Source organism: Halomonas sp. MMSF_3323, assembly GCF_030733595.1.
GTDB classification, from domain to species: domain Bacteria; phylum Pseudomonadota; class Gammaproteobacteria; order Pseudomonadales; family Halomonadaceae; genus Halomonas; species Halomonas litopenaei.
Map to the genome: position 1 here is coordinate 78241 of NZ_JASHIT010000004.1, position 19487 is coordinate 97727.

Annotated in this window: 14 protein-coding genes; 9 read left to right on the forward strand and 5 right to left on the reverse strand. The window is 64.0% G+C overall.

Annotated features, from left to right (window positions below; translation table 11 throughout):
- Positions 1 to 17 precede the first annotated feature (17 nt).
- From RBB39_RS02930 to RBB39_RS02945, 4 genes are all read left to right on the forward strand, one after another.
- Positions 18 to 1091, forward strand: a complete 1074-nt coding sequence (locus tag RBB39_RS02930; protein ID WP_306168767.1) for a microcin C ABC transporter permease YejB — start codon at positions 18 to 20, stop codon at positions 1089 to 1091.
- Positions 1092 to 1093: 2 nt separating this feature from the next.
- Positions 1094 to 2167 carry an ABC transporter permease gene (locus RBB39_RS02935; RefSeq protein WP_231498690.1) on the forward strand — a complete coding sequence of 358 codons (1074 nt, stop codon included), beginning with the start codon at positions 1094 to 1096 and terminating at the stop codon, positions 2165 to 2167.
- Positions 2157 to 3746, forward strand: coding sequence for an ABC transporter ATP-binding protein (locus RBB39_RS02940; RefSeq protein WP_306168768.1), 1590 nt, complete (start codon positions 2157 to 2159; stop codon positions 3744 to 3746). The genes RBB39_RS02935 and RBB39_RS02940 overlap by 11 nt, the downstream gene beginning before the upstream one ends.
- Positions 3747 to 3961: 215 nt before the next feature.
- Positions 3962 to 6256, forward strand: coding sequence for a diguanylate cyclase (locus RBB39_RS02945; protein WP_306168769.1), 2295 nt, complete (start codon positions 3962 to 3964; stop codon positions 6254 to 6256).
- Positions 6257 to 6321: 65 nt separating this feature from the next.
- On the opposite strand, the gene RBB39_RS02950 is transcribed toward RBB39_RS02945, so the two are convergent.
- Both RBB39_RS02950 and RBB39_RS02955 read right to left on the reverse strand, forming a co-directional pair.
- Entirely contained in the window at positions 6322 to 7017 is a 696-nt protein-coding gene (locus tag RBB39_RS02950; RefSeq protein WP_045993727.1) for a pseudouridine synthase, read from the reverse strand.
- Positions 7017 to 7832 (reverse strand): amidohydrolase, encoded by an 816-nt coding sequence (locus RBB39_RS02955; protein WP_045993728.1) that lies wholly within the window; start codon positions 7830 to 7832, stop codon positions 7017 to 7019. Before RBB39_RS02955 ends, RBB39_RS02950 begins: the two co-directional genes overlap by 1 nt.
- Before the next feature lie 209 nt (positions 7833 to 8041).
- On the opposite strand from RBB39_RS02955, the gene rarD reads away from it, so the two are divergent.
- Positions 8042 to 8941: an EamA family transporter RarD gene (rarD, locus tag RBB39_RS02960; RefSeq protein ID WP_045993729.1), complete on the forward strand. Its 900-nt coding sequence runs from the start codon at positions 8042 to 8044 to the stop codon at positions 8939 to 8941.
- Here the strand turns inward: rarD and RBB39_RS02965 are convergent.
- Positions 8917 to 11319, reverse strand: a complete 2403-nt coding sequence (locus tag RBB39_RS02965; RefSeq protein ID WP_306168770.1) for an EAL domain-containing protein — start codon at positions 11317 to 11319, stop codon at positions 8917 to 8919. The genes rarD and RBB39_RS02965 overlap by 25 nt on opposite strands.
- Positions 11320 to 11631: 312 nt before the next feature.
- Between RBB39_RS02965 and RBB39_RS02970 the strand changes: the two genes are divergently transcribed.
- The 4 genes from RBB39_RS02970 to RBB39_RS02985 all read left to right on the forward strand — a co-directional run bounded on the left by RBB39_RS02970 (position 11632) and on the right by RBB39_RS02985 (position 16031).
- On the forward strand, positions 11632 to 12789 hold the full coding sequence (locus RBB39_RS02970) for an NAD(P)/FAD-dependent oxidoreductase (RefSeq protein WP_306168771.1): 1158 nt from the start codon (positions 11632 to 11634) through the stop codon (positions 12787 to 12789).
- A gap of 100 nt (positions 12790 to 12889) precedes the next feature.
- A complete protein-coding gene (locus tag RBB39_RS02975; RefSeq protein ID WP_306168772.1) occupies positions 12890 to 14602 on the forward strand; it encodes a SulP family inorganic anion transporter in 1713 nt (570 codons plus the stop codon).
- A 242-nt stretch (positions 14603 to 14844) separates the two neighbouring features.
- Entirely contained in the window at positions 14845 to 15531 is a 687-nt protein-coding gene (gene csiR, locus RBB39_RS02980) for a DNA-binding transcriptional regulator CsiR (RefSeq protein WP_108449393.1), read from the forward strand.
- Between the two features lie 287 nt (positions 15532 to 15818).
- A complete protein-coding gene (locus RBB39_RS02985; RefSeq protein ID WP_108449394.1) occupies positions 15819 to 16031 on the forward strand; it encodes a ribbon-helix-helix protein, CopG family in 213 nt (70 codons plus the stop codon).
- A gap of 83 nt (positions 16032 to 16114) precedes the next feature.
- On the opposite strand, the gene RBB39_RS02990 is transcribed toward RBB39_RS02985, so the two are convergent.
- Both RBB39_RS02990 and RBB39_RS02995 read right to left on the reverse strand, forming a co-directional pair.
- A complete protein-coding gene (locus RBB39_RS02990; protein WP_108449395.1) occupies positions 16115 to 18019 on the reverse strand; it encodes a protein kinase in 1905 nt (634 codons plus the stop codon).
- A 64-nt stretch (positions 18020 to 18083) separates the two neighbouring features.
- A complete protein-coding gene (locus RBB39_RS02995) occupies positions 18084 to 19364 on the reverse strand; it encodes a 2-oxo acid dehydrogenase subunit E2 (RefSeq protein WP_371931856.1) in 1281 nt (426 codons plus the stop codon).
- Positions 19365 to 19487: the final 123 nt, after the last annotated feature.

Here is a 19487-nt window from a genome sequence, read left to right on the forward strand (position 1 = left end):
ATCCTCAAGGAAATGCCGTGGGTGCCTACGTACTGCGCCGTCTGCTGCTGATGATCCCCACCCTGCTGGGGATCATGCTGCTCAACTTCATCATCGTCCAGGCCGCGCCGGGCGGGCCCATCGACCAGTTGCTGGCACGTTTCGAGGGCTTTTCCAGCGAGGCCAGTACCCGCCTGCAGGGCGGTGGCGGCGAGACCATCGATAGCGGCGAGTCTCGCGGCAGCCGCGGGATCCCCGAGCAGTTCATCACCCAGCTTGAGCAGCAGTTCGGCTTCGACAAGCCGGCCCATGAACGCTTTATCGACATGATGGTGGACTACGCCACCTTCGACTTCGGCGTGAGCTTCTTTCGCGGCGAGGCGGTCACCACCCTGATGTTCGAGCGACTTCCGGTGTCGATCTCGCTAGGTCTGTGGACGACCCTGCTGGTGTATCTGGTGTCGATCCCGTTGGGTGTACGCAAGGCCCTGAGACACGGCTCCGCCTTCGATGTCTGGACCTCCGGCCTGGTCATCGTCGGCTACGCCATTCCCGGCTTCCTGTTCGCTATCCTGCTGATCGTGCTGTTCGCCGGCGGCAGCTACTTCGACGTCTTCCCGCTGCGAGGGCTGACGTCACCGGATTTCTCCGAGCTCAGCGCCTGGGGCAAGGTCAAGGACTACCTGTGGCATATAGTGCTGCCGGTCAGCGCCTCGGCCATCGGCAGCTTCGCCACCCTGACCATGCTGACCAAGAACAGCTTTCTCGACGAGATCCACCGCCAGTACGTGCTGACCGCCCGGGCCAAGGGTGCCAGCGACAGGCGGGTGCTCTATGGCCACGTCTTCCGCAACGCCATGCTGATCATCATTGCAGGGATGCCGTCGGCGCTGATAGGGATCTTCTTCACCGGCTCGCTGTTGATCGAGGTGATCTTCTCGCTCAACGGGCTGGGCCTGCTCGGCTTCGAGGCGGTCATGCAGCGTGACTATCCGGTGATCTTCGGCACCCTCTACCTCTACACCCTGATCGGCCTGATACTCAAACTGGTATCCGACCTGACGTACGTCTGGGTGGATCCGCGCATCGACTTCGAGACACGGGAATCCTGATCGTGCCTAGCCTTTCTCCCATCACCCGCCGTCGCCTCGCCGTCTTTCGCCACCAGCGCCGTGCCTGGTGGTCACTGTGGGCCTTCGGCCTTCTGTTCGTGCTCAGCCTGGGGGCCGAACTCATCGCCAATGACAAGCCACTGCTGGTGCAGTATCAGCAGCAATGGTACTTCCCGATGCTGGTCGACTATCCGGATACCGTCTTCGACGGCTTTCTGCCGACCGCGGCGGACTATCACGATGACTTTACCCGCAACGCCATCGAGTCGGATGGCTGGATGCTGTGGGCGCCGATTCCGTTCTCTTACGACACCCTGGACGAGTATCTCGACCACCCTGCGCCGTCACCCCCGGATGGCCGCCATTGGCTGGGTACCGATGACCAGGGACGTGACGTGCTGGCGCGGGTGATCTACGGCTTTCGCCTGTCGGTGATCTTTGCTCTGGTGCTGACCGCCGGATCGCTGGTGCTGGGGGTGCTGGCCGGTGGCGTGCAGGGCTATTTCGGCGGCAAGGTCGACCTGATCGGCCAGCGCCTGACCGAGATATGGTCGGGGTTGCCGGTGCTGTTCCTGCTGATCATCCTGGCCAGCCTGGTGGAACCCAATCTGTGGTGGCTGCTCGGGATCATGCTGCTGTTTTCCTGGCTCGGACTGGTGGATATCGTGCGTGCCGAGTTTCTGCGCGCGCGCAATCTGGAGTACGTACGGGCGGCCAAGGCCATGGGGCTGCCGTCGCATCTGATCATGTGGCGCCATGTGCTGCCCAACGCCATGGTGGCGACCCTGACCTTCATACCCTTCCTCTTCACCGGCGCCATCACCACCCTCACGGCGCTGGATTTTCTCGGGTTCGGGCTGCCGCCAGGTTCGCCTTCCCTTGGCGAGCTGGTGGCCCAGGGCAAGAACAACCTCCAGGCGCCATGGCTTGGGATTACCGCCTTCATGACCCTGGCGGTCATGCTGTCGCTGCTGGTATTTATCGGCGAGGGGATCCGCGACGCCTTCGATCCGCGCCACGTCCAAAGCGCCAGCGGCAACACGACACCGCAAGGAAGCCCCGCGCATGAACAATGACACCCTGCTGTCGCTGGATCGGCTGTCGATCGGCTTCGGCGACACCACCGTGGTCAAGGAACTGTCGCTGGACGTCAGGCGCGGAGAGACCCTGGCGCTGGTGGGTGAGTCGGGGTCCGGCAAGTCGGTCACCGCGCTTGGCGCGCTCAACCTGCTGCCGCCCAACGCCACAATCAAAGGCGGTAGATGGCTCGGCGACACCGACCTGTCGCGGCTGACGCCGCGCAAATGGCAGGGGCTGCTCGGCAACCGCGTCGGTTTCGTGTTTCAGGAGCCGATGACCTCGCTCAATCCGCTGCACACCATCGGACGACAGCTGGCGGAGACCCTGCGCCTGCACCAGGGCCTGCGAGGCCGCGGGGCTCGCCACCGCTGCCGCGAGCTGCTGGAACAGGTAAAACTGCCGCGAGCCGAGGAACTGCTCGATGCCTGGCCCCACCAGCTGTCCGGCGGGCAGCGTCAGCGGGTAATGATCGCCATGGCCATCGCCAACCAGCCTGAGCTGCTGGTGGCCGATGAACCCACCACCGCCCTGGACGTGACCGTACAGCAGGAGGTGCTCGCCCTGCTGGCCGAGCTGCGTGATCACCACGGCATGGGCATGCTGTTCATCACCCACGACCTGAATCTGGTGCGTCGACACGCCGACCGTGTGTGTGTCATGCGTCATGGCGAGCACCAGGAAACCGGGACCGTCGAGCGGGTCTTCCAATCGCCCCAGAGCGCCCACGCGCGGGAATTGCTGGACGCCGAGCCGCAAGGTGTCCCGGCCCCCTGTGGCGATGCCCCGACCCTGATCGAGGCCCGCCAGCTAAGCGTCACCTTCGAACGACGCCGACGCCTGTTCCAGCGTCGCCAGCCTGGCTTCGAGGCGCTGGCTCCGCTGGACTTGCACATCGCCGCCGGCGAGACCCTGGGCGTGGTCGGCGAATCGGGATCCGGCAAGACCACCCTGGCCTCCGCTCTGCTGCGCCTGAACCAGGCCAAGGGAGTCATCGACTTCGCCGGCGCCAGGCTGGATCAGCTATCGGGCAAGGCACTGCGCCAGCAGCGCAGAAATCTGCAGATCGTGTTCCAGGACCCCTACGGCTCTCTCTCTCCGCGAATGCCGGTGGCGGATATCATCAGCGAGGGACTTCGCTATCATCAGCCTGAGCTTTCCGAGCAGGAAGTCAGCGCTCGGGTCCGTGCGACCTTGCGTGAGGTGGAACTCCCGGAACACGTCGCCCAACGCTATCCCCACGAGTTCTCCGGCGGCCAGCGCCAACGCATCGCGGTGGCCCGAGCGATCATCCTCGAGCCGCGCCTGATCGTACTCGATGAACCGACCTCGGCACTGGACAGGACAGTGCAGAAACAACTGATCGCCCTGCTCAGGGACCTCCAGGCGCGGCGCGGACTGAGCTATCTGTTCATCAGCCACGACCTGGCGGTGGTGCGCGCCATGGCCCATAGGGTGATGGTGCTGAAGGAAGGCCGTCTGATCGAACAGGGGCCCTGCATGGACGTACTTTCCCGGCCGGCCGATCCCTACACCAGGGCTCTGGTCAAGGCAGCGGGGCTTGTGCCCCAGGGTTGAAGCAAGGCTGACAGGAGGTGTCCCGACAGGGGGCGGTAGAAGGCATGGCATCCGAGCGCGGTTGCAGCCAAATGCGCTCCATGGCGGTTCATGCCGGTTCATGCCGGTACTGGGGCCGTCCAGGCCCCAAACGTTTATTCTTTCGACTATGCCGTCGAATGTTGTTATTGCCACCTCGTTCTATACTGGCCGGGTTACCGTCCATAGGTCTCGCCATGTTCCGCTGCATCACGCTTCTTGTACTCGCCCTGCTCTGGCTGCCCGGCAGTCAGGTACTGGCTGGCGAGCTCGCGTTGAATGATGACTGGCAATATCGTTGGGGGGACTCGCCCCGCACTCCTGACGGAGAGTTTGAGTGGCTCACCGCCGCTGAAGGGGAATGGAAGTCCCTGGAGGGCATCGGCAATCCCCCTGGTCGTGACGGTCGCGACAGCCTCTGGCTGCGTCGGGAGCTACCCGCCGGTGACTGGCTTCAGCCGGCGCTGTTCGTCTCAAGCCTCAACCTGGTGGCCGAAGCCTACGTCGATGGGCAACACGTCTATCGCCACGGTCAGCTCGAAGGACCGGACGCCGGGGCCTTCGCCGGCTGGACCTGGCACGCCATCGAGCTGCCCTCGCCCACCCAGGGCAAGACCCTTTACCTGCGCCTGAAGTCGTCCTACAAGGACATCGGGCTTTGGGGCAAGGTCGTGATCATGGAACAGTCACGGATACTGCCCTCGATTCTCGAGGCCACCAAGGGCGAACTAGTGATCGCGCTTGCCTGCCTGATCGTCGCAGCCCTGGCGCTCGTGTTGATCCTGACCCAGCCCGAACGCTGGCGGCTGGGTAGCCTCGGGCTCTTCTCGCTGGCGGTCGGACTCATGGTGCTGGCCGAGAGCGACGCCAGCCAACTGATCGTGTTCGCGCCCCTGGCATGGGACTATGTGGCCGCCATCGCCTATTTTTCGTTGCCGGTGGCCATGGCGCTGATCCTCGAGCACTGGTTTCCGCAGATCCCGCGACAGGGCATGCGACGTCTGTGGCTAGGCTTGCTGGCCTACGCCATCATCGCCCCGGCGCTGGCGATGCTGGACGTGGTATCGCTTCCTCCGACCTTTCCCTTGTTCGACCTGATACTGCTCGGGGCGCTGGCCTATATGGCACGCTGGCTGTTTCGCTATCGACGAGAGTTCGACAGCGACCAACGCCTGATCGTCGCGAGCTACGCCATCTTTGCTGCCATCGCCATCACCGACATGCTGGTGGCCCACGGCCTGGTGGGCTGGATCAGTGTACCGGTGCATCTTGGTGCCCTGGCCTTCATCGTCGCCATGATCGTCATCTCCACGCGCCACTATGCTCGCTCCCAACGCCAGTTGCAGCGACTCAACGATCACCTCGAGCAAGAGGTGGCCGAGCGTACCCGGCAACTGGAAAGCCTCGCAGAACAGGAGAGACAACGTGCCCTGGTGCTGGCCACCGAACACCACAAGACCCAGCGACTGGCCAGTCTGATCGACACGCTGCAGGCATGCACCAGCCTCGAGGAAGCGCTATGCCTGACCCAGCGGGCCATGCCGGAGATACTGGAACCGATGCAGGGCGCCTTCTACCGGCCTCAGGATCAGCCGGACAACATGACGCTGGAACTGTTCTGGCCCACCACCTATCGCCCCCCGGCTTGGCTGGACACCACCGCGATTCCGCCGCTTCGAACGCGCACGGAAGAAAGCCTGCCCGCCCTGGACGACCTGCTCACGATCTCCACCAGGAGGCCGCCCTCGGACCCTTCGGCACCTTCCCCTGCCGACAACCTGCCTCACTGGATCTTTCCGTTGGACTTGACCGGCCCGGATCGCCAGCACCGCCGACTGGGCGTGATCTGCGTCGTGCCCGACGGGCCACTGGTCAAGCGCCCGCAGTACTGGGATCGCACCCGCAGCTTCATCGAACTCGGCGTCAGCCGCCTGGCCCTGGTATTGTCGAGCATCGCCCTGCAGGAAGAACTATCGGCGCTATCCTATCGCGATGATCTGACCGGACTGCACAATCGTCGCTACTTCGATGAGCTTTTTGCCCACGAGACGGCTATTTCGTTGCGCAAGAAGAGCCCCTTGGCGGTGGTCATCCTGGACATCGACCACTTCAAGAAATTCAATGACCGCTATGGTCATGCGGCGGGTGACACGGTGCTTGAAGGGGTCGGCAGAATGCTGGCCAACAGCTTTCGTGACATCGACGTGGTCTGTCGCTTTGGTGGAGAGGAGTTCGTCGTGCTGCTGCCCGGCGCCGAGGCCGACGACGCTCATCATCGCATGCAGCGCATGTGCCACGCCCTGGCCAGCGCGAGCTTCCGCCACGAGGGCCAGAGCCTGGGTACCGTATCGGTATCCTGCGGCATCGCCAGCTTCCCGGCTACCAGCGACGATCCGAGCTGCCTGCTGGCGATGGCAGACAGCGCCCTGTATCGGGCCAAGCACGCAGGCCGGGCGCGCATCGCACTCGCCACGCCTCACGAGAACGGCTAGCCGGCTGGGGAGCCCTGAAGCACATTAGCGACAGCGCCCGGCCCCGCGCAGTCAAACCAGCGCTGTTAAAACAGCTCGCGTTCCTCGGCTGTCAATTCACGCCATTGGCCGGGTTCGAGTGACGCATCCAGTGTCAAGGGGCCGATCGTGTGGCGATGCAGCGTTTCGACATGGTTGCCGATGGCGGCGAACATGCGACGGACCTGATGATAACGCCCTTCGACGATGGCGAGTTCGACCTCCCTCGGCCCGTGACAGGTCAGGGTAGCGGGACGCGTCGGGGTCTCCTCGCCCTCCAGCATGATGCCCTCGGCAAAACGCGCGACGGCCTCGTCAGGGTCGTCCAGGTCCCGTGCCAGCAGTGCCTGGTATATCTTGGCGCTGCGATGACGAGGCGAGGTGATGCGGTGGGACCACTGGCCATCGTCGCTCAACAACAGCAAGCCAGTGGTGTCGACGTCCAGCCGCCCTACCGGCTGCAGACGCTCGGCCTTGGGCAGATCGATCAGGTCAACCGCCCGCGGATAGAGTCCCCGTCTGGCCGTGCACTCCACCCCGACGGGCTTGTGCAGCATGATGTAACGAAGTCCAACCAGCTCAAGAAGTCGTCCCTCCCAGCGCACCTCGTCATCACTCGCCACATGTCGCGCAGCCTTCTTTTCAAGCTCGCCGTTGACCGTTACCTCCCCGCGCACCAGGGCCCGCTTGGCCAGGCTGCGCGTCAGGTCGGTGGTCTCGCTGAGAAAGCGGTCAAGGCGCATCAGTTGGCCTCGTCATCGGCGAGTTGAAAGGCATCGGCATCCTGCCATGCCGGGAACTTCTCCCGGAACGCCGCCAATTCGTCGCGGTCGAGCACTCCGGTCTTGATAAAGGGCTCATCACGCGCCTCGTCGATCAGCGCCTCACCCTTGGCATCGATCAACATGGAGTCACCCGAGTAGGCGAGGCCTTTGGCGTCCTCACCGACGCGGTTGACACCGATCACCGGGGCCAGGTTCTCGATGGCACGCGCCTGCAGCAGTGTGCGCCAGGGATGGCGCCTCGGCGCCGGCCAGTTGGCAACACATAGAAGGGCGTCATATTCGAAGTGGGTCGATGGGTTCTGGCGTTGACGCAGCCATACCGGAAAGCGCAGGTCGTAGCAGACGCTCAGCAGGATGCGGAAGCCATTGAGCTCGACGATCACGCGCTCACGACCCATGTCGTAGCGTTCATGCTCGCCTGCCATGCGGAAGAGATGGCGCTTGTCATACCAGCTGATGTCGCCGTCCGGTCGCGCCCAGACCAGGCGGTTGAAGTACTCGCCCTGCTCCTCGATGGCCACGCTGCCGGTAACCACGCAGCCTCGTTGGCGAGCCTGATCCACAAGCCATGCCACCACGCTGCTGTCCGCCATGGGCTGGGCCATCTCGCGTGAGTTCATGGTGAACCCGGTGGCGAACATTTCCGGCAGCACGATCAGGTCGGTATCGTTGGCGCCCAGGTCCGCCAGGCTGTCCTCCAGCATCCGGCAGTTGGACTCGGGATCTTCCCAGTGAAGGTTGCACTGGACAAGCGTCGTACGCAGCTGTGTCATGGTAATCTCATCAATTGACGTCGTCCCCCTAGCCTAAACGACACAGCGCCTTGTCGCAGCAGGTGGCAACGGTCGAATGCCCCAGGCCCCGGAAAACCCCACCGTCATCCGGCCTGACGCGACGCGGCGATCAGCTCAACCTTCGCTATCAACATCGATACCAACGTCGACACCAACTTCGGCACCAACTCTGAACGGGAATTCGCGGCATGAAAGGACTCTCCACTCCCTCGGCCCAGGGCGTCGCCTTTGCGCTGCTGGCTTATGGCACCTGGGGTGGATTTCCCCTTTTCTTCGCATTGTTCGACGGCGTGGGTGCACTCGAGATACTCGCCCATCGCGTCATCTGGTCGTGCCTGTTTCTGGCACTGGTCATCAGTCTGCTCAAGCGCTGGTCGGTCATCGCCAATATTCGCCAGGCACCTCGGCAACTGCTGCCGGCGCTCGCCTGCGCTCTGCTCATCGGCGCCAACTGGGGCCTTTATATCTACTCGGTAGAGACTCACCGGGTGCTGCAGGCGAGCCTGGGCTATTTCATGACACCGCTGGTCAACGTGGCGCTGGGCGTGGTGGTGCTCAAGGAACGCGTCGCGCCGACGCAGCGCCTGGCCATTGGCCTTGCCCTCGGTGCCATCGTGCTGCAGCTATTCCAGTTGGGCACCTTGCCCTGGCTGAGCCTGTGCCTGGCGGTGTCTTTCGGCACTTACGGACTGCTGCGCAAGCAGCTTGCGCTGGACGGGCTGTCGGGCCTGTTCATCGAAACGCTGCTGCTCCTTCCACTGGCGCTGCTGCTGATACAACAGCTGCCGGTCAGCCACTTCGACGGGGCGCTATTCTTCACCGCCCCCTACAGCGCCGCGCTGCTGATGGCGTCCGGGGTGCTGACGGCCCTGCCGCTGCTGGCCTTTGCCGGCGCTGCGCGCCGGCTGACCCTCGGTACTCTGGGATTTCTGATGTACATCAATCCGACACTGCAGTTTCTGATTGCGTTGTGGGTGTTCAATGAGCCCCTGGCGGTCGAGCAGCTTACTACCTTCGTGCTGATCTGGATCGCGCTGGCGCTCTACTCCTGGTCGAGCCTGCGTCAGCAGCGCCGAGTGCCCACCTGACGCAGTACCGTCGTCGGCATCGGGCCCGCTGGCTTCTCGCCATAGACCGCGACCAGATCCTCCAGCTCCATCGGTGGCGCAAAGAAGTAGCCCTGCCCTTCCTGGACCCCCAGGGTGATCAGCCAACTTGCGTCCTCGACGGTCTCGACGCCTTCCGCCACCACCGTCAGTTCCATGCGATGGCAGAGTCCCACCAGCGCCGCATAAGCCTGACGCGCCTGATCGAAACGCCGCGCGGCGTGAAGTAATGAATAATCCAGCTTGATCGCCGCCAAGGGCAGGCGCTGAAGCAGGTTGAAGGCCGTGTAGCCGCTACCGAAGTCGTCCAGGGCGACGCCAATACCGCGTTCGTGGAGCCGCCTCATCTGTCGCTGAACCCGCTCGACGTCATCGACATGCTCGTGCTCCACCAGTTCGAGTGCCAGGCAGCGTGGAGGCAGCCGACGTCGCGCCAGTTCGGTCACCATGAAATCGGGGAAGTCATCGGCCACGAGCGTCGAAAGGTGGACATTGACCGAGACGGTACCGAGCCAGGCCGCGCCTCGCAGTTCCATCAGCCAGTCGAGGGTGCGGCCGATCACCCAACGATCGAAACGCTCCGCCAGGCCGAGCATCAGAATGACCGGAAGAAACTCCGGTGGCGGAATATTGCCCGCGTCGGGATGACACCAGCGGATCAACACCTCGGCGCCGACCAGGGTTCTGCTCGAGGGCGCCATCTTGGGTTGGGCCACCAGACGCCATTGATTGCCGGGATTCTCGATCAGCAGACTGACCTGCCGACACAGCCAACGCAGCTGAGTCTCGTGATAGGGACCCGCCGCGGTCACCCTGAGCACCGGACGTACCCAACCTTCGCTTTCCAGCCGCTGCACCCCCTCTTCCAGCGAAGCCAGACAGTTGCTCAGGTCCGTGGAATGTCCGGGCACCACCACCACACTGGCATGCCAGCGCAGGACCCGTGCGCTGTCGCGCTGCTGAAACTGCCCCACCAGGGCCAGGTAGCTATCGAGCTGGGATTCCACGTCGGGTCCGTGGGCCTGGGCAGGGACCATGCCGATCAGCTGCTCTTCGCCCCCCAGATACAGCCGCCAGCCCTTGGGGAGATGCGCCTTGAAGACGTCGATACTGATCCGTAGAAGACCCTCGAGACTGCCGCTGCCGAAGCGCCTGCGATAGCTCCTGAGTTCGGGTGAGACCAGCACAAACAGCCACTCCACCTCCTCGCATCGACTGCCTCGATAGTCGCTTACCAACGCCAGCCTGGTAGGCAGACCAAAGCGCTGATCGACCATCAACTTGCGACGAAGACGTCGCGACCTGTTGCGCGCCACCAGCAAGGCCCCCACGCCCAGAAGCGAGCCAACCGCCACCACCGACACTCCGTACAACGCCTGACGATACTCCCGCGCGACCTGCTCCAGCCGCCCGCGAACGCCGATCCACTGGAACGGGAGGTTGTCATGGCCCTCGAACAGACGGTACCAGCGAGCATCGATCAGGTGACGCTGGGCCATCACCGAGGAACTGGCCGGTACCAGGTCAAAGGCTGGCGTCAGCGCCAGTTCCACGGCGGCGTGGGCAAGGAAGTCGACATCGAGAATCGCCCCGCCGGCACAGCCTATCGCCATCTGGAATTCGAAATGGCAGAACACCGGATAGCCCTGGGCGGCCAGCGCTTCCAGTCGATGGGCGGTACTTCCCGCCCCTTCGGACCAACCGGAGTCCTGCCCCCCTTGCATGTACAGTCGAGTACCCGGCGGGCTTCGCGACAATCGCTCGATCACCTCTTCCGGGGTCCAGCCAGTGACCACATCGACCAGGGTCACATCGGCGACACTGCCGATCACCTCCACCATGTCATCGACGACATTGAAGGCGTGTTCGGAGTCTTCGGCCAGCAGCATCAAAGGCACCGGTGAGCCAAAGGTTTCCACCAGCATATTGAGCGACTGCGCCATGACCGGGTAGGACTTGAGCAGTTTCACTCCAAGCGCCTGGGCCTGCTCCCTGAAGCGGTCATCATTGAGTCCGAGTGCCACCACCTTGCGCGGCCAGGGGAGCTCGTCACGATACTCCAGATAGAAGGCCATGGCGGGGTCATCGGCAATGATCAGACTGCCGCTTTCATTCAAGGTGCTGGCGGTCAATCGCTGGAGCAGGGCCTCATGGGCCAGCGGCCGCGCCAGGCGCAGCGCATCGACATACTCCACCAGCAGTTGTCGGTCTGCGCTGGCTTCGTGACGAAAACGCGCCTCGACACTGCTGACCACATCGTCATTCCAGCGGTACCCCTGGTGGTAAGAGGTCAACAGTGTCAGTGAAGCACCCTGCGACTCGTCCAGTTCATCACCCGATAGCATCGCAGAAGCAACCATGGCCACCAGGCCAAGGGTGGTCGGTACAAGTCTCCTGAGTCTCACCAGTAGCAGTGACCTCAACCACGGGAGAGGGCACGGCCCGAGCAGGATGTGCATGAGTAAGGCTCCCACGGGAGCGTCTGCTGGCGACGTTCGATCAAGTGCTGTCTCGCCCCGTAGATGAAGCCTAGAAGTCACCGATGTTCCCCTCGCGCTCCCTTTGGAGGTAGCGATGGACTGAAGATAGGGATAGGTCCAGCGCGCACCGTCTTTGACCTCGCGCATGTCAGCCGGGATGATCGCTACTCGCTTTCAGGATCACAGCCGCCCATGTCCTCGACCACCGCGCGATCCCGCCCTACCGCTATCGGCAGCAAGCCACGGCTGCTGCTGATCGGGGCAGGCCACGCCCATCTGCATCTGCTGCACCAGAGCTCCTTGCTGTCGCGCTTCGATGTCACCCTGGTCGACCCCGGCGCCTTCTGGTATTCGGGCCTGGCCAGCGGCGTGCTGGCCGGCGACCATTCACCTGCGACCGACAGGATCGATCCTGCGACGCTCTGTCATGGGCGAGGGGTTGCACTGGTCAGGGCGCGTCTTTGTGGGCTGAACACCGACGCGCGCCAGGCGCTGCTGTCCAACGGGACCGCTCTGGCGTTTGATCGACTGGGGCTGAATCTGGGCTCTGCTCCTGTGTTGCGGTCGAGCGATGATGAAGCCAGCAGCGATAGCGCAGCCTCGCTACCAGGCGACAAGCAGACACACTGGCAGATCAAGCCCATCCCCCACCTGGTGCGGCTGCGGCGCAGCCTCGAGCGTCGGTTTCAGTGCCGACAGTCGGTGAGCGTCGAGATTCTCGGTGCCGGCGCCAGCGGGGTCGAGATCGCCTGCGCCATCGAAGCGCTCGGCCGCCGCCACCAGCTCGCCGCTGGTGCTCTGACCATTCGCCTGCGACATCGCGGCTCGGGCCCCTTGCCAGAAGCGCCCGCGCGAGCCCGACGCTACCTGTTGGCAGCCCTGGAGCGTCGCGGAATCCTTGTCGTCGACAGCCACCATGACCGACATCTGCCGGCGTCCGACATCGTCGACGCCACTGGGCTGGGTCCTCCGCGAGGACTCGAGAAGTTCGGCCTGCCGACGATCGATGGTCGCGGCATAGCCATCGACCCGTCGCTGAAGGTCCAGGGGACCGACGGCGTCTTTGCCAGCGGGGACTGTGCTGCACTGATCGACCATCCCTTGCCACGGCTGGGCGTCCACGGGGTTCGTCAGGGCCCCGTACTGGCCCAGAACCTGATCGCATCGCTGGACCCGCAGGCGTCACTGACCTCTTACCGCCCGCCTGCGCGGGCCTTGTCCATCGTCAATCTCGGCCACGGCGAAGCCCTGGCGCTCTACGGGAACGCCTGGTGGGGCGGACGCCTGGCCAGCCGTCTGAAACGTCATCTGGACCTGAGTTTCATGCAGCGTACCAGGAGCCTGCGCTGACAAGACTCTACTCGCTCAGCGCTTTCGGCTAGGCTAGAGGTTTCTCGGCAAGCGCCTGCGCCAGGCCCCCCAATACCCTGACTAGGACGTCGGTATTTCCATGATCAAGCGTTACCTCCCGATTCTTGCCTGGTTGCCACACTATACGCCGCGCCTGCTGGGGGGCGATCTGCTGGCGGGTATCATCGTCACCGTCATGGTGATCCCCCAATCGCTGGCCTACGCCATTCTGGCGGGTCTGCCTGCCGTGGTCGGACTCTATGCCAGTCTGCTACCGGCGGTGGTCTACGCCATGCTGGGCACCAGCCGGTCGCTGGCGGTGGGCCCGGTGGCGATCATCGCTCTGATGACTGGCGCCGCTCTGACCAAGGTGGCCACTCCCGGTAGCGCCGCGTACGTCGAGGCGGCGCTGGTGCTGGCACTGCTGTCGGGACTGATGCTGACCGCCATGGGCATGCTGCGCCTGGGCTTTTTCGCCAACTTTCTCAGCCACCCGGTCATCGGTGGCTTTCTCTCAGCCTCGGGACTGCTGATCGCCATCAGTCAGCTATCTCACCTGCTGGGCATCGAGGCCGGTGGCTATACCGCCCTGGCACTGATCTACAGCCAGCTATCCCACCTCGACCAGACCAACCTGATGACCCTGGCGATGAGCGCCTCGACCCTGCTTTTCCTGTGGGCGACCCGCCGCTATGGTCAACACGCTCTGACGGCACTGGGCCTGCCCAGAGGGCCTGCCAGCATGCTGGTACGCGCAGGTCCCGTGGCGGCGGTGGTCGTCACCACGCTGATCAGCTGGCGATGGGATCTTGCCTCCAGGGGGGTTGCGACCGTGGGGCAGATCCCCGCCGGCCTGCCAGCCTTCGGTCTGCCGGCATTCGAGCTGGGCCTGTGGCACGCGCTGCTGGTGCCGGCGCTGTTGATCAGTGTGGTGGGCTTTGTCGAGTCCATCTCGATGGCCCAGATGCTGGCAGCAAAGCGCCGCGAGCGCGTCTCCCCCAATCAGGAGTTGATCGGACTCGGCGGCGCCAACCTGGCCGCTGCTGTCACCGCCGGCATGCCGGTCACCGGTGGACTGTCACGCACCGTGATCAATCAGCAGTCTGGTGCACGCACCCCCATGGCCGGTCTGTTTGCCGCCATCGGTATCGGCGTGGTGACACTGGCGCTCACTCCCCTGCTGGAACATCTTCCGATCGCCACCCTCGCCGCCACCATCACCGTGGCCATACTGACGCTGGTGGATATCCCGCTGATTCGCCAGACCTGGCGCTACTCCCGCAGCGACTTCTCGGCCCTGGCGGTGACCATGCTGCTGACGCTGGTGGAGGGCGTCGAAGCCGGCATCATCGCCGGGGTAGGTCTCTCGATTGCGCTTTTCCTGTACCGTACCAGTCGCCCCCACAGCGCCATCGTCGGTCGCATCCCTGGCAGCGAGCACTTCCGCTCGATCACCCGGCATCAGGTCGAGACCGTCAGCCATCTCGCCCTGTTCCGGGTCGACGAAAGCCTCTATTTTGCCAACGCCCGCTACCTCGAGGACACCCTCTATACCCTGGTGGCCCAGCGCCCCGAGCTGAGCGACGTGGTACTTATCTGCTCTGCGGTGAATCTGATCGACGCCTCGGCGCTGGAAAGCCTGGACGCGATCAACGCCCGTCTGAAGGACTCTCGCGTCACCCTTCACCTGGCCGAGGTCAAGGGGCCGGTGATGGACCGGCTGAAGCATTCCGACTTTCTCGATGAATTGACCGGCCGCGTGTTCCTGAGTACCTATGCCGCCTGGACGGAGCTTCGACGTACCCGGGACTGATCCACCAGACTCGCCTCGCCGGACGATGCCCGGCCCGGTAGCTGCCCGACAACCACCAGGCGAGGCTGGAGCCGCGTCGCTCTTGCGGGTCAAAGGGCCCGCCTCGAGCCATCGGTGCCGTAGATAGGAAAGCCGCACCTGCTGCCATCGACACAACTGGGTGCCGACCGATGCCTTAGGAGAATATCGACATTGTCGGCATTGCGGTAAGATGGCCCGGTGATACATGGACGGGCCACGAGATGGAAGACTCACCCAAGCAGAACCTCGCCATCAGCGCTTACCGCTGGCTCAAGCAGGACATCATTCGTGGTGTCTTCGCCCCGGGCGAAAAGCTGTTGATGGCAAGGCTGAAAGAACGCTACGACCTGGGCGTGGGGCCGCTGCGCGAAGCCCTGTCCCAGCTGGTTGCCGACCGCCTGGTGGTAGCCATCAGTCAACGCGGTTATCGGGTGGCCCCCATGTCGCTGGCGGAGCTCGAGGATCTGTACGATGCCCGCGCCCAGCTCGAGGGGCTGATGCTGGAGTTGGCCATCCAACGCGGTGACGATCGCTGGGAAGCCGATATCATCGCTACCGCGCACACCCTGGCCAAGGTCGAAAGCGTCAGCTCCTCCGAGGAGCTGCTCGATATCTGGGACAGTCGCCACAAGGCCTACCACAGTGCCATCGTGGCCGGTTGCAACTCGCCTCATCTGATGCAGGTGCGCGACACCCTGTTCGACCAGGTCGAGCGCTACCGTCACCTGTGGCTTCGCGAGACGGTGTTTTCCAGCGAGGCCCTGGCGGTCAAGCGTGACGAACATGCGGCACTGACCGAGGCGGTATTGAGTCGGGACGCCGGCAAGGCCCGGCGCATGATGCGTGACCATCTGATGACGCCGGTACCGATCATCACCGAAGTGATGGCCCGGCGCGGCCTGGATTGAGTCACCATGACGGCGCTTACGCTTGAGCAAGGCAGTTGGCCTGCGCTCACCTGCGCTCAAAGAAGGGCCACACTCCCGCCTCGGCGCGCAGTGAGCTACTCCCCAAGGGAGAGCGACAGCGCCAGACGGATAGCTGCACACTTGAAAGTGCACCGTGCCTGGTCCTGAACCTCGATGGGCGCGGGCACCGTCTAGACAGGGCCCGGGATTGTCACCGGACTGTCACCCGTAACACCTAGACTTTTCATAAATCTGATAGCCGTACGCGTTGCCACCGGAGGAATACCATGCCCCATCTACTCAGATTCTCGCGGGACCTGGAGGCACGCCTGGATTTCCTGGCCGAAAAGACCGGACTGTCGAAGGCTGCACTGATCGAACGTCTGGTCAGCGAAGGCGCCGAAATCCTCGAAGCCGAGCTGGCCCACGAGGGCGCCGGCAGCCAGCGTGCGGAGCGCTCCATCGATCAACTGCTGCGCGAAAGCGGGCTCGGCGCCTGACGACTCGCCGCCCCCTCCCGCCATCATCGAAAGGGGAACAGCGCGCGGGGAGGGTCAACAGCGAGAGCGCGTCGAACGGCTGTCTAGCGCTGCGCCTGGTGCAGACCTTCTCGCAGCGCTTCTGACTCCCCCCCGACCGGCTGCTCGGACATCGCTCTTGCCAGCGCCGCTCTGGGATCGCGAGGATAGTAGCGTTCCGGCTGGCGTGCCACGTGGGGAAAGAACCGCGTGTCCTTGTAAGGCATCTTCATGAAGCCTGAGATACCTAGTCCCTCGATCAGCTTCACCGCATCGACGATGTCCTCGAGACAGTCATGGAATTCCTGCTCCCTTGAAGGGTCGAGCAGCCGATAGTGGTGGTGAATCTTGAGATGCGACGGCAGCACCTCGAAGATGATCATGCCGGTGTGGTGGATATCATTGAGCGCCTGCAACGAGGTGATGATCGCCTCCGGCAGGACCAGCAATTCCTCAGGGTCGGGACCGTCCTCAAAATAGCTGTGCAGACGGGAGCGATCCTCCAGTTCCGGCACCGCGCTGACCTCATAGGACAGTTTCAGCGACGGATCGACCACGAAGGGGTGATCCGGACTGGTACGCTCCAGGTGCAGGGTATCGCGGGCATTGAACAGGCAGCTCTTGAAGATGCCCCGCCGATGGATCGCCCGCGCCAGGGTCACCATGTTGTTGACCGCCGCCACGAAGGCTCGCTTGAGCCCTGCATCGTGCAGATTCAATGACGAGTCGATATAGACGCCATCGGCCTCCCAGCGCACCGCCAGCCCCCCGACCACCGGGTACTTGCCCAGCCGGCTGACGGCGGCCAGAAAGGCCTTTTCGGTCTCCCCCATGCCCTGCATGAAGTTGCGATAGTAGCGATCCAGCTGAACATCGTTGACGTCATTGAGCGTCTCCTCCACGCCCTCTTCCCTCAGAAATGCCTTGCGCGAGCTGTACACCACGGTATCGATCTCGCGACTCAGCGCGCGGCTCCACACCGGCACCTGTGCCACTTCCTGGGGCCGCGGCAGATCGAGCATCACCAACCGTCCCAGGCGCGGCATTTCGGTAATGAAGTGGTCGCCGGCCCTCAACCGCACCTCGGGGTCGGGATCGAGCATCCCGTCCAGGGTCCTGGCAAACTCCATCGGCAGACCCAGCGAGGTGGCGGGGATGGCGCGATGTCCAAAACGGCAGGACTGCGCCGAGGCCAGCGCGTAGAGGGTCCCGGCGACACCCTGCTCGTCGAAGCGCGGTGATGACAGCGCGCCCCCAAGCTGGTCCTCGCCGATGAAATAGACGTCCCCGAGCCTGGCATTGGTCTGCTGCAGATTGTCGGACATCAGCTCCATCACGTTGGCGGTGACGAACTGCAGCCGTGCGTCGAGCTGTGCAAATACCGACGACCCCCAGTCGATCAGCGCCACCGTTTCGTCGCGGGCGTCAAACACCAGATTCGACGGTTTGATGTCGCCATGGACCACCGGCTTTCTCGGGGCGCCGGCGGGGGTGGTTTCACGCCTCAGCTCACGCAGGATATCGGCCAGTTGGGTGGCGATACGCACCACCAGCCGTGGTGACAGCCGACCCTGACGCAGCGATACCTCTTCCAGATTGAGCCCCGGGGCCCGCTCCATCACCAGAATCGCCTGGTGGCGCACGCGTTGATAGGCGACCAGCGCCGGCACACGGGGATGCACCACCTGCTCGAGCATGAAGGCCTCTTCCTCGAGGCGATCCTGCAGGTGCTGCGGCAACGTGACCCGGCTGAACTTGAAGACGTGATGGCGCTGGTCGGGACTGACCCCGGCAAACACGAAACCGTAGGCGCCCTTGCCGACCAGCTCGATGCGCCGATAGCCCAGCTGCTCGAGCTGGGTACGACACAGCGCGACCCACTCCTTGAGCTTGCGCGCGTCGTCCTGGCTGAGCAGGTAGATCGACTGATCTTCCGGGATGTAGAACTGCTGCAACGGGGCCTGGGGCATGGCGGTATCCTCCACCGATACACGATGCCACGGCGGCGCCTCGGGCGCACGCCGTCACAATCGTTCAGGACAGGTGAAGCAGCATGCTTTCAGGGTCCTCGAGGTAGCCTTTCCAGGCATTGCAGAAACGCGCGATGGTGCCGCCATCCAGCAAGCGATGATCACCGGCCCAGGTCACCGTCATGATGCCCCGACGCACGACCTGCCCTGCCTCGTCGAAGCGTGGCAGCCACTGGGTCTTGCCGATGGCCACGATCGCCGACTCGGGGATATTGATGATGGGGGCGGCATAGGTCCCGCCGAGGGCACCGATGTTGGAAATACTGATCGTGCCTCCCTTGAGGTCGCTGGCAGCCACCCGCCCTTCGCGCGCGGCCTCGGTCAGGCGCTGCACCTCGGCGGCGATCTCAAGCAGGCTCAGGCGCTCACAGCCCTTGATATTGGGCACCATCAAGCCGGCCTTGCCGTCCACCGCCATGCCCACGTTGCAGTGGGGCGGATAGTGGATTTCGGTGGCCTCGTCATTGAGACGCGCATTGACCAGGGGATGTTCATCGATCGCCAGCGCCAGCGCCTTGATGAAAAACGGCATCAGGGTGAGCTTGACGTCCCTGGCTTCGGCCTGGGGCTTGAGCCGGCCGCGCAAGGCCAGCAGGTCGGTGACGTCGATCTCTTCACCGTACTGGAAGTGCGGCACGCTGCTGGCTGCCGCCACCATCTGGCGCGCCATGGCCGCCCGGACCCCGCGCAGCGGTTCCACTCGCACCTCTCCTTCGTCGCGGGCTGTTGCATCGGTGCCGGCGGGAGAGCCCGCCCCTGCTGACTCGGCCCCGGAATCGGACCCGGAATCGGCCGCGGAAGCGGCACCGCTGTGTCGAGCGCCATCGAGAAAGTTCAGCACGTCTTCCTTCAACACGCGGCCCTGGCGACCGCTGCCGGGAATGTCCTCGAGTCGCAGTTGGTGTTCTCGGATCAGTCGACGTACCGCCGGGCTCGCCGGGATGCGGCCGTAGGGGCCCTTGCCCCCCTCGGACGCAGCCTTGTGCACGGGAGAGTCACTCTTTGGGGTCGGGGTCGGGGGCGACGCCTCCTCGACCGCCGGCGCTTCACCAGCGGCGGCACCCGCCACCTGATAGGCAAACAGCGGCGCATGGACCTTGGCCATCTCGCCCTTGGCCACATACAGCTCGGCGACGACCCCGTCCTCCGGCGCAGTGATCTCGACCATGGCCTTGTCGGTCATGACATCGACCAGTCGCTGGTCTTCGCTGATCTCGTCACCCTGGGCCACGTGCCATTCGACGATCTCGCACTCGACGATGCCCTCACCGATATCAGGCAGAATAAAGTCTACCCGTCGCCCCGCACCGCCCTTTTCGCTGGAGCTCGACGGCGGTTCTACTGGCTCTGCCGGCTCCTGGACAGGCGCCTCTGCGGCGCTCTCCGCCTGCACCGGCGTGTTGTCTTC